Genomic DNA, 9,274 nt, shown 5'->3' on the forward strand with positions numbered 1-9,274 from the left:
GCGTCGCGGGTGTGCCTCAGGTCGACGCCCCCGAACCGGTAAAGCGCCTCCAGCATGGAAAACCGCGGCCAGGGCGGCGTCAAATCGAGGCGGTGGCCGGCGTACTCAACCTCGAGGGTCCCCAGGCAGGTGCGGGCGACGTGGGCCACGCAGCGCTCGGTCAGGTCCATCATGTCCTGCCAGTCGCCGAAGGCCAGGTAAGCCTCCAAAGAGGTGTGTTCGGGGTTGTGCCTGGGGGAGATGCCCTCATTGCGAAAGTTCTTACCGATCTCGAAAACCCTTTCGAACCCCCCGACGAGCAACCGCTTCAGGTAGAGCTCGGGAGCGATGCGAAGGTACAGATCCAGGTCCAGCGCGTTGTGGTGGGTGACGAAGGGGCGGGCATTGGCGCCGCCCGCCACGGGATGCAGCGAGGGCGTTTCGACCTCCACGAAGTTCTCCGATGCAAAGAAGTCGCGGACGGCCCGCACGATGGCCGCCCGCAGCGTGAAGAGCCGGCGAACGTCGGGGTTGGTCATGAGGTCGAGGTAGCGCCGGCGGTAACGCAGCTCGATGTCCCTTAGCCCGTGCCACTTCTCCGGCGGGGGCTGCAGCGCCTTAACCAGCGGCTGGTAGGATTCCACCTCGACGCTGATCTCGCCGCGCCGCGTCCGGATCGCCGTACCCCTCGCCCCGATGATGTCGCCCCTATCCAGTTCAAAGAAGGAGGAAAAAGAGGGGCCGAGCCGTTCTTCTCTCAGGTAGAGCTGTATCCGGCCCGAGCCGTCCACCAGGTCGGCAAAGCCGATTTTCCCGTGCAGCCGCAGCGCCATTAGCCGGCCCGCCACCGCAACCTTCTGTCCCTGCAAAGCGTCGAAGCCTGACGTGATGGCGGCGGCCGTATGGGTACGGCGGTACGGCCCCGAGTAAAGGGGCACTCCCGCCGCCCGCATCTGTGCCAGCTTCTGCCGGCGGATGGCTACCTGTTCGGAGAGTTCTCGGAGTTGCTCCTCGTCGGCGGCGGGCTGCTCATCATGATGATCGTCGCTCATCGCTCGACGCCCATCACCTGGTAGCGGATCTTCCCCGCCGGCGCATTGACCTCCACCACGCTGCCGACACGCTCGCCCAGAATGGCTTTTCCGACGGGGGACTCATAGGAGATGCGGTTTTCCGACGGGTCAGCCTCCGCGGGGCTGACCAGCGTGAAATCAAACTCCTCACCGGTCTCGAGGTCCTTCAGCCTGACCCGCCCTCCGACCGTGACCACCTGCCCGGCCCCATCGGCCTGATCGGCCTCGACGACCCGGGCCCGCCCCAGGATGGCTTCGATCCTTGCGATCTGGGCTTCGACAGCGGCCTGTTCCTCCTTGGCGGAGTCGTACTCGGCGTTTTCGGAGATGTCTCCGAACTCCAGCGCCTGCTTGATGCGGTTTGCTACCTCCGGACGGCGAACCGTACGCAGGTAGTCAAGCTCCTGCTCCAGCCGCCGCAACCCTTCAGGGGTCAGGAGAATCTCCCCGTCGCTCTGGGCCGGCACCGCATCATGCCCCCTTAAAACGAAAGCCTTGCAAAACAGCACACGAGCACTGGCGCCCGGAGAAAAGCACCAGTGCTCCTCTTGCCTGCCTGCAGCATCGCCAATTATAGGGATGGCGCCTGGACGTGTCAAGCTCAGGCTTCAGGCCTTTGCCTGTGCGCCCTGGACGCCGGGAAGCCCGGGTGCGGCAGCCCACGCCGTCTGCCGGTTGAGCACCTCGATCCGCGGGCGCAGCTTCGCCTCCTGGATCAGGCGCAGGTAGTCGTCCCGGGTCAACTCCTCGGGACGCCGCCCGCTGACCGCCACCAGGGCCGCCTCGAGGACGTTGGTGCCGAACGACCTGCCACCCAGGTCCGGAGTGGTCGTGCACAGCACGGCGACGCCCCGGCGCCGGAGTTCTTCCACGTCGGAAGAGGTGACGGTGTTGGTGATGATAACCTTTCCGGTCAGGTCGTCCGGCATGTGGCGATGAATGGCGTGGAAGTCGCCCACGATCACCTCGGCCCAGCGGTAGAAGCGCCCGTGCTTGGGGACGATCTCCTCCTGCTTCTTGCCGGTGGGGTAGAAGAGCTGAAACGGAAGCCGCGTGATGATGGGGGCCAGCACGAAGGCCAGCACCTTCAGCCAGCGCAGGGACCGCAGCGGTATGGGCACACCCAACCCGAAGATCAGGTCCCCGAAGACCGCATCGGCGCCGGCCTCGACCAGTGCTTCGGCCATGCCGTAGCGATCTACCGCCAGCACCATGAGGGTGCGCCGCCCGGCCAGCCTCCACCCGACCTCCCGGGTGAGGTACTCGATGACCCAGCGTTCCAGGGTGTCCTTGAGGCCGCCACCGTCCACCATGGGAGTCACCCGGGCCGCTTCGGCTATGCGCCGCGCGTCCTTGAACGCCCACCGGCGGTTGCCCGCCCGGATGTAGAGGTCGATGCCCCCCATGCCGAAGGCGTCCACCTTGCCGTCCAGTTCGCGGACCAGTTGAATCGCCCTGCGCATGTCGCCGTCGGTGCCGATGCGCTCCACGACGACGTGCTCGCCCAGAAACTCCGTCTCCCAGCGGTGATCACGCCGCGACGAGCCGAGGCTCACGCTCACGACGCGCTTCAACTGGACTTCACCCCGCTAATCAGGGCCGCGATCCGGTGCGGATCCACCTCGGCGTCCTTGGTGATGGGCGAGGGGCCCAGGCTGACGCCGATGACCCGGTCGCTCCCCAAAATAGCCTCCACCAGCCGGATGCGCATGTCCGAGCCCAGGAAGATGACGCGGTCGAAACGGCTCAGGATGGACAGGTACTCCATGAGTTCATTGAACAGCTGGTCGCCGGGCCTCTCCCGGGCGTGGCGCCACCGCTCCTCGTTGGTCATCAGAAAAACCAGCTCCGCGCCGGCCTGCCGCGCGGCCGCCTCAAGCTCGGCCTTGTTGGCCACCGGGAACCCGACGACGGCCACCCGGGATCCACGCCGCACCTCCCCGAGGGACTCAAGGCGGGAAACGAAGCTGCGGTCGACCCCGGCCGACCGGGCGACCTCCTGCTGCGACAGCCCCCTCGCCCGCATCTCCATGAGGCGGTCGATGGCCCGGAAGAGCCGCTCCCGGGAGACCAGCTTGTCACCGATACGCCAGAGGTCCGGCCCCTCAGGATCCACCCGGGACGATCCTTTCACCGTCGCGTGCACTATTTTGTGCACACCCGCGGCACCACCATACCACGTCAGTTGTGCTCATTCAAGCCGCAAGAGGCGCAGGCCCTGCTCAAGGCCTGAGGTTGCGGAAGCCAGCAAAAGTGCCGGGCGTCTACCGCCCGGCACTCGAAAGGCGAGAAAAGCGTGGGCTTTGACCGCCCGCAGCTTCCCGGCTCGCTCTAGCGGCCGGTCTTTCGGCCCGTGCGCCCGGCGGCGCCCCTGGCGGCCGCCTTACGCGCCGCCTGAACCTGCCGGGCCTGCTCGACCTGGCGGCGGAACCTTTCGACCCGGCCGCCGGTGGTCACTACCGCCTGCCGCACCCCTGTGAAGAACGGGTGGCAGGCGGAGCAGATCTCTACGCGGATGTTTTCCCGGGTCGATCCGGTCGCGAACGTGTTACCGCAGGCACACGTCACGGTTGTCAGGCGGTACTCAGGATGAATGCCCTTCTTCATGCCGTCGTCGGTCCAGCCTTTCACGAGCGCACCTGCTTCGTATGCGCAGGACACAGCGGTCATTATAACATCCTCAGCGCAGGTACGAAAGCGGGTTGACCGCGCGGCCCCGGTACCGGATCTCGAAGTGCACGTGCGGCCCCGTGGAGTTGCCGGTATTCCCGCTGTAAGCGACCACCTGGCCCCGCATGACGTGCTGCCCGACGCGCACCACGATGCGGGAATTGTGCGCGTAGCGCGTCACGACGCCGTACCCGTGGTCGATGCTGACCAGGTAGCCGTACCCGCCACCCCACCCCGCAAAGACAACTCGGCCCGGGGCCGATGCTCGCACGGGGGTCCCCTGTGGAACGGCGATGTCGATACCCTCGTGCAGCCGGCCCCAGCGCCACCCGTACCGGGAGGCAATCCGGCCCTTGACCGGCTGGGAAAACGCCCGCAGCAGCCGGCCGTCGACCACCAGCTTCTCCGTCCGGGGACCCTTCGCCCCCGGGATGACAAGACGCGTCCCGGGCCGGATCAACTCCGGGGTGGCAAGCGCGTTGGCCTTCACAATGACGTCGGCGCTCACCCCGTAGAGCCGGCTGAGCTCCCACAGGCTCTCCCCCGACTGCACGGTGTGCACGATGCCCTTGGTGTCGGGCACCTGCAGCAGCCGTCCCGGCCGCACGAAATCGACGTCGAAAAGCGCATTGGCCGACGCGATGGTGGCTACGTCGGTTCCGTACTGGCGAGCGATGTCCCACAGCGTCTCTCCCTCCTGGACGCGGTGGGAGTAAATGCGAACCGGGCGGACTGCCTCGTTGGCCGGCCCGCCGTCCTCGCCGTGCCCGGGCCCGTCCTGCTGACCCTCGCTTTCCGCCTGCGAGAGGATGGCTTCGACCGTCTCCTGGTCGGCGGCCGGGCCGCCCTCGCCGTCACCGGCCAGCCTTGAGGGCCGGGCCGGCCCGTACTGTGCGCCCACGGCTTCCATGGGGGCGGGCCACGTCAGGCTCCCGCCCTTTACCCAGCCGCCAGCGGCCGCGGCCACCACCAAGACCGCAGTGACAATCCTTTTCGAGCGGGAAAGGGATGAGCGGGGAAGATCGAGGTTGGAGTCGCCTGAGCGCGCCTCTGCGTCGTCGGGCTCGTCCAAGTCCGCCCCAGGCGCAGCCGGCGGCGGAGCAGCTGGTGGAGGCACCGCAAGCCCCTCCCTCCACAAAAACAGCTTCGCGAGCCGGCCCTTACGCGTTGCGGCCCTGCTGTGCGCGGCTCACAGCCCCGGCGATGCTGAGGGCAACGCTGGCTGCTCCCTCAAGCCCGGACGTTTTCCGCAAAGGCCGACTTCAGGATCAGGTCCGTGAACTCCTGATTGCTCTTCGTGTGCAACAGCCGGTCGATGAGCAGGTCCGTCGTCTCGGCCGTGCCGAGCGAACTGAGCGCCTTGCGCAGGATGTACATCATGTCCTGCTCGCGTTCGGTGAGCAGGAGTTCTTCGTTTCGCGTGCCCGACCGGTAAATGTCGATGGCCGGGAAGATCCGGCGTTCTGCGAGCCGGCGGTCCAGGTGGAGCTCCATGTTGCCGGTGCCCTTGAACTCCTCGTAAATCACCTCGTCCATGCGGCTTCCGGTGTCGATGAGCGCGGTCGAAAGGATGGTGAGGCTGCCGCCTTCCTCGATCTTGCGGGCCGCCCCGAAGAAGCGCTTGGGCTTGTGGAGCGCGGCCGGGTCGACACCGCCCGATAGCGTGCGCCCGCTGGGCGGCACCACCAGGTTGTTGGCCCGTGCCAGCCGCGTGAGGCTGTCGAGCAGCAGCACCACGTCGCGGCCGTGCTCGACGAGGCGCTTGGCGCGCTCCAGCACCAGGTCCGCCACCCGGACGTGGTTTTCCGGGGGCAAGTCGAAGGTGGAAGCGACCACTTCCCCGTCCACCGAACGCCTCATGTCGGTGACCTCTTCCGGCCGCTCGTCGACCAGCAGCACGATGAGGTCAACCTCCGGGTGGTTGATGCTTATGCTGTTGGCGATTTTCTTCAGAACCGTGGTCTTGCCGGCCTTCGGGGGCGAGACGATGAGCCCGCGCTGGCCCTTGCCCAGCGGCGCGATGATATCCACCAGCCGCATGGCGATCTCTTTGGGGCCGACCTCGAGCCGGAGCCTCTCGTGGGGGTAGACGGGAGTCAGGTCGTCGAAGACGGGGCGGTTGAGGGCCTTTTCGGGGTCCAGCATGTTGACGGCGACGACCTTCAGCAGCGCATGGTATCTCTCGCTCTCTTTGGGGGGCCTGACCTGCCCCAGCACCGAGTCTCCGGTGCGCAGGCTGAACCGCCGGATCTGGGAGGGCGAGACGTAGACGTCGTTGGGGCCGGGCGTGTACCCCTGCACCCTCAAGAAGCCGTACCCGTCCGGAAGGATCTCCAGGATGCCCTCGACCAGGGTGAGCCCGTCCCTCTCGGTTTCGGCCCGGAGGATCTCCCGAACCAGGTCCTTCTTGCGAAGCTTGGTGTACCCGCTCACCCCCAGCTCCTTGGCTGCCTCTCGCAGCTCGTCGATGCTCCTGGCCTGCAGTTCGGCAATGGTCACCTCTTACTCGCTCCCGTCAACGGAAAATAGCCATACCGCCCGGTAAAAAGGCCCGAAAAAGCCCCGGCGCAGGAAGTCCCCCACAAGAACCGGATCACCAGGGGCAGCCATCACAGAGGGCCGGCTGCGCGGCCCCCGCGCCGCGAACTAGTGGAGATGCTTCTCGAAATCTTCTGGCGTCAGCTTATCCAGGAAGCGGCGGAACTCCTCCATCTCCTCATCGTCAATCGGCTTGCTGGCTATCAGCGCTTTAGCCGCCACCTCTTCGGAGATGAAGATGGGCGCATCGGTTCGCAGCGCCAGCGCAATGGCGTCGCTGGGCCGGGCGTCCACGTCTACCCTGCCATCCCGGGTCTTCAGGTAAATACGGGCGTAATAGGTCTCGTCCCGCAGCTCCGAGATAACCACCCGTTCCACCTTGGCGCCCACGGAGTCCAGCAGGTTCTTCATGAGGTCGTGGGTAAGGGGACGAGGAGGCCGGCTGCCCTCGAGTGCCAGGGTGATCGCCTGCGCCTCCGGTGGCCCGATGACGATGGGGATGAACCCCTTCTCGTCGCTATCGGTAATGACGACCACGGGCACCATCGTGTTCTGGTCGATCCCCACGACCTTAACCTTCATCCGGAGCATGGCGCTCACCCCTTTGTCCCTTCCGCCGGGCCGAGTGGACAACTAACCCCCGTGCCCGGCCTCGAAGCTGGGGACAGCTTAGAAGAGCCTCCATGCGAAGGTCGTTCAGGACGGTAGGCAAGAACCCGGAATCCTCTAATCTGGGACGCCACTTCGCTACGGGTATTATAACAGGTCCCCCGATCGGCCCACAAGGCGCACCGACGGGCGGTTCTGGTGCTCCAGGGCCGCTCGCACGAACTCCCGGAACAGGGGATGAGGCCGGGTAGGCCGGGAGAGAAGTTCGGGGTGGAACTGGCTCCCGACGAAGAAGGGGTGGTCCACCAGTTCCATCATCTCCACCAGCCGCCCGTCAGGGGAGGTGCCGGCCCAGCGCACCTGGCACGATTCCAGGGTTTCCCGGTAAGCGTTGTTGATCTCGTACCGGTGGCGGTGGCGCTCGTGGACCAGTTCGCTTCCGTAAATGGCACGGCTCTTCGTCCCCTCGTGGAGGTAGCACGGGTAAAGGCCAAGCCGCATGGTGCCGCCCTTCTTCTCCACTCCCCGCTGATCGGGCATCAAATCGACGACCGGGTGCGGCGTGTCGGGATCGAACTCGGTGCTGTTGGCACCGGTGAGCCCGCACGCATGGCGCGCCACTTCGATGACCGCCACCTGCATCCCCAGGCACAGGCCAAGATATGGCACCCTGCGCTCCCGTGCGAAGCGGGCCGCCCCGATCTTTCCCTCGATGCCTCGGGGCCCGAAGCCCCCCGGTACCAGGATGCCGTCTACGTCTTCGAGAATTGCGCCCCAGTCGCTTTCGGTGGTCTCGAGGCGTTCGGAGTCCACCCACTTGATCTCTACCCGGGCGTCGTTGGCGATGCCCCCGTGGTTGAGGGCCTCTACCACGGATAGGTAGGCGTCGGGCAGCGCGATGTACTTGCCCACGATGGCGACCCGTACCTGGTGGCGCGGGTAGCGGATCCGGCGAACCATCTCCTCCCAGCCCCTCAGGTCCCGCGGGCGGGCTTCCCGAAGCTTCAGGCGGTCGATGATGATGTCGTCCAGCCCCTCCTGCGCGAAGGTCAGCGGAACCGCGTAGATGGTGTCGGCGTCGGGGTTCGGGATGACCGCGCCGGGTTCGACGTCGCAGAACAGGGCAATCTTGGCCTTGATGTCGTCGCCCAAGGGGCGTTCGGAGCGGCAGACGATGGCGTCGGGCTGAATCCCGATGCTGCGAAGCTCCCGGACGCTGTGCTGCGTGGGCTTGGTCTTCAGTTCGCCCGTGGCGCGCAGGTAAGGCACCAGCGTCACATGAACGTAAAAGCAGCTGTCCCGGCCCAGTTCGGATCGGAGCTGGCGGATGGCCTCCAAGAACGGCAGGCTCTCGATGTCGCCCACCGTCCCCCCGACCTCGACGATCACCACGTCCGCCGGGGGGTCTCCCGCCAGCCTCAGAATGCGCTCTTTGATCTCGTTGGTGATGTGGGGGATCACCTGAACGGTGCCACCCAGGAAGTCGCCGCGCCGTTCCCGGGAAATGACCGACCAGTAGATGGTCCCCGCCGTCACGTTGTGGTCCCGGGTGAGGCTCTCGTCGATAAACCGCTCGTAGTGCCCCAGATCGAGGTCGGTCTCGGCCCCGTCGTCGGTGACGAAGACCTCTCCGTGCTGCAGCGGGCTCATCGTGCCCGGGTCCACGTTGATGTAAGGGTCCAGCTTGGCGATGCTCACGCGCAGGCCTCTGCTCTTCAGCAGCCGCCCGATGGAGGCCGTGGTGATCCCCTTGCCGAGGCTCGACACCACGCCCCCCGTGACGAAGATGAACCGGGTGGATGACGAGGGTGCCGGCCTGCCCGGTGTCTGGGAACTCAAAGCCCTTCTCCTGCCTTTCCGCTATCTTCTTGCAGCAGGCGGTAACGCTCCAGGATGGCTTCCATCGCCGAACTCAACAAAAACGCACTCATCTGCCCGAAAAGCAAAAGAAGCGGGGCCCCCAGCACCACGCTCGCCGCCCCAAGCACGGCAAGTGCGGCCATGAGCACGGCGCTCACCACGGCGTTGTCCAGCACGATGAGCGCGGCCTGCTTCAAAGTGACGAGCGGCCCCCGCCCCATCCACACCAGCACCGCAGGGGCAACCGTCACCACTGCGGCGCCGTAGACGATCAGCCACACCCACGCCCCCGCCACGGCCCGCACCCACACCGAGGGAGCCTGAAGGAAGAAAGCGAGGTCGAGCACGAGGATCACCATCACAAGCCCGCCAGCTGCGGCGATCCCTGCGCTCCGGGCAAAGTACGACCGGAAGGCGTACCAGAATCCGGCGAGCGGCACTTCCTCTCCCCTGGCGAGGGATCGGGAGACGGCGACGAGGGCCGTGAAGGCGGGCACGGTCAGCAAGACAACCACGAAGGCTGCGGTCGCGAGGGTGAAGAGAGA

At 66.2% G+C, this 9,274-nt stretch carries 9 protein-coding genes and 1 pseudogene (1 of these 10 cut by a window edge); all 10 read right to left on the reverse strand.

Annotated features, from left to right (window positions below; all coding sequences use genetic code 11):
- On the reverse strand, window positions 1-1,031 hold the 5' portion of the coding sequence (gene lysS / locus AB1609_04735) for a lysine--tRNA ligase (GenBank protein ID MEW6045776.1). It extends 472 nt beyond the left edge of the window; the window shows 1,031 of its 1,503 coding nt (coding positions 1-1,031); the start codon lies at window positions 1,029-1,031; its stop codon lies off the left edge, out of view.
- Window positions 1,028-1,519, reverse strand: coding sequence for a transcription elongation factor GreA (gene greA / locus AB1609_04740; protein ID MEW6045777.1), 492 nt, complete (start codon window positions 1,517-1,519; stop codon window positions 1,028-1,030). Before greA ends, lysS begins: the two co-directional genes overlap by 4 nt.
- Before the next feature lie 141 nt (window positions 1,520-1,660).
- Window positions 1,661-2,626: a quinate 5-dehydrogenase gene (locus tag AB1609_04745; GenBank protein ID MEW6045778.1), complete on the reverse strand. Its 966-nt coding sequence runs from the start codon at window positions 2,624-2,626 to the stop codon at window positions 1,661-1,663.
- Window positions 2,623-3,168: a helix-turn-helix transcriptional regulator gene (locus AB1609_04750; protein ID MEW6045779.1), complete on the reverse strand. Its 546-nt coding sequence runs from the start codon at window positions 3,166-3,168 to the stop codon at window positions 2,623-2,625. The genes AB1609_04745 and AB1609_04750 overlap by 4 nt, the downstream gene beginning before the upstream one ends.
- 293 nt (window positions 3,169-3,461) lie before the next feature.
- Window positions 3,462-3,659 (reverse strand): annotated as a pseudogene (gene rpmE, locus AB1609_04755) (50S ribosomal protein L31).
- 73 nt (window positions 3,660-3,732) lie between these two features.
- Window positions 3,733-4,794, reverse strand: coding sequence for a M23 family metallopeptidase (locus AB1609_04760; GenBank protein MEW6045780.1), 1,062 nt, complete (start codon window positions 4,792-4,794; stop codon window positions 3,733-3,735).
- A 158-nt stretch (window positions 4,795-4,952) separates the two neighbouring features.
- Window positions 4,953-6,221, reverse strand: coding sequence for a transcription termination factor Rho (rho, locus tag AB1609_04765; protein MEW6045781.1), 1,269 nt, complete (start codon window positions 6,219-6,221; stop codon window positions 4,953-4,955).
- 147 nt (window positions 6,222-6,368) lie between these two features.
- Complete coding sequence (locus AB1609_04770) at window positions 6,369-6,851, reverse strand: bifunctional nuclease family protein (protein ID MEW6045782.1); 483 nt, start codon at window positions 6,849-6,851, stop codon at window positions 6,369-6,371.
- A gap of 165 nt (window positions 6,852-7,016) precedes the next feature.
- Window positions 7,017-8,708 carry a CTP synthase gene (locus AB1609_04775; protein ID MEW6045783.1) on the reverse strand — a complete coding sequence of 564 codons (1,692 nt, stop codon included), beginning with the start codon at window positions 8,706-8,708 and terminating at the stop codon, window positions 7,017-7,019.
- A partial coding sequence (locus AB1609_04780; GenBank protein ID MEW6045784.1) for a DUF624 domain-containing protein occupies window positions 8,705-9,274 on the reverse strand: 570 nt, incomplete at its 5' end. The genes AB1609_04775 and AB1609_04780, both read right to left, overlap by 4 nt.

The sequence above is a fragment of the Bacillota bacterium genome (genome assembly GCA_040754675.1).
Lineage (GTDB): Bacteria > Bacillota > Limnochordia > Limnochordales > Geochordaceae > Geochorda.

Bases quoted from the DNA above. Each gene is read 5' to 3' on its own strand.
- AB1609_04770 (MEW6045782.1), bottom strand. From the start codon at position 6,851: ATGCTCCGGATGAAGGTTAAGGTCGTGGGGATCGACCAGAACACGATG.